The organism is Oleiphilus sp. HI0132 (genome assembly GCF_001635845.1).
Window position 1 is genome coordinate 1 of the sequence record NZ_LWGJ01001138.1, and the last position, 1,449, is coordinate 1,449.

Below are 1,449 nucleotides of genomic sequence, written 5' to 3' on the forward strand. Positions count from 1 at the left end.
CTTATTGCAATTTTTTACACTCTAGAAAAGCAATACCTCACACTTCTCAAAAATATATAAGGGTTTTATGTATTCGATAGCGCAGTCTCTATAGAATAAAGAGTTGTTTTCTAACACTACGTGCGTCTGTATGATGCAAACGAGAACCGACTGTCTTCAGAATGATAGAGCCCAGTGCTTATCTATAGTTACAAGGAAGAAACTCATGAGCGCACTTATCCACTTGGCAGAAGTCTTTGTTTTTTTGCTTTTCATCATCACCTTCGTAAGAATTCGCTCACTCTATCGTGATTACCCTCCTCTCAACCATACTAAAAAAATGACACAAACTGACGAGCGTAAACCTTTAGTAGGAAATGCTTCAGCCAGTGTGAAATATGAGGACAAAATGGCTATCCTCAAAGAAGCACAAGTTTTTGCAGGTATGCAGCTTCTACCCCTAAAAAAGCGCTATGGAGATATACATGGCGAAAAGTATGCTTGGTTGAGAAAAGCCTGCGCTTTCTACCTTATAGGGGCAACCCGCGCTATAACGAACACAGGCCAATGTGGCCCAGGCACATACGAAGAAATTACTGGACTGGTAATCAAGTCTTGCTTGAAGACCCCTAACAACGACGTACTCGCTTATCTAAAGAGCGCTTCAAATGACGAGTGGGATAAAGAGCAAAAGGTCTTAGCATTAACTGGAGAGCAAGCAGCAGCTAACTGGGTATCAGGCAAGGCTATCCCTCACCACACTACCCTGGACGAACACTTAAGTCGAAACGGAATTATTGCTTAAATTCCAGTGACTGATAGTGAGATAATTTTCTCGTGCCCCTCACCTACCTGAATCTCTTTGCTGCGGAGGCAAACTTTCTCAACTCGCTCGACGCTCATCTCGACTTGCTTAGCAATACTGTCACTCTGCATGTCTACCGAGGCATCTTTTAGACAGCGAGTAATAACACCTTCGTCCATTTTGAATTTCATCCATAAATACAGCCAGACATGCGCCCAGAGAGAGATAATTATCACCAGTGCCAAAACAATATTCTGTGTCATTTATTGATGCTCTCCAATCGCTTCACTTAAGGACTTCAAATGCGCATGCCGCTGTGACTTATCAAGTTCAGACAAGCGCTCAACCTCCTGATAAAAAGCATCCCAATCCTCACCAAGCCTGTGGTATAAAGCGATAAAACCTGGCACCAAGTCCTGATAGTTCGATAAGGTTGAAAAACCGGCATTGTTAAGTTCATTCACCCAGCGGTCATAGCGACTATCCCAAGCATGCTTCTGCTTTAGAGATTGAAAGGAGAGTTTCATTTCCTTCAGCAGCTTATCTTTCTCTTTACGTTTTTTTTCTACGCTCCATGAGTCGTCCTGGTAGACATCATGAAGTTTATCTTTGTAGCTCAAAACAAAGCTCATTAACTTCTTTTGCTCTGCTTTTGCTTGCTGATA

3 protein-coding genes are annotated in these 1,449 nt (G+C 42.4%); 1 reads left to right on the forward strand and 2 read right to left on the reverse strand.

Translation table 11 applies throughout. The annotated features are described in order from the left end of the window. Window positions 1-205: 205 nt before the first annotated feature. Window positions 206-784, forward strand: a complete 579-nt coding sequence (locus tag A3766_RS15515) for a hypothetical protein (protein WP_068507775.1) — start codon at window positions 206-208, stop codon at window positions 782-784. Here A3766_RS15515 and A3766_RS15520 read toward each other — a convergent pair. Further along, the gene (locus A3766_RS15520; protein ID WP_068507777.1) at window positions 781-1,047 is read right to left on the reverse strand and encodes a hypothetical protein; all 267 of its coding nucleotides are present in this window, start codon (window positions 1,045-1,047) and stop codon (window positions 781-783) included. The two genes, A3766_RS15515 and A3766_RS15520, sit on opposite strands and share 4 nt — an antisense overlap. Next, a partial coding sequence (locus A3766_RS15525; protein ID WP_197479591.1) for an aminopeptidase occupies window positions 1,048-1,449 on the reverse strand: 402 nt, incomplete at its 5' end.

Excerpts from the sequence above, each read along its gene's own strand:
- A3766_RS15515 (WP_068507775.1), top strand. The coding sequence starts at position 206 with ATGAGCGCACTTATCCACTTGGCAGAAGTCTTTGTTTTTTTGCTTTTC.
- A3766_RS15520 (WP_068507777.1), bottom strand. The coding sequence starts at position 1,047 with ATGACACAGAATATTGTTTTGGCACTGGTGATAATTATCTCTCTCTGG.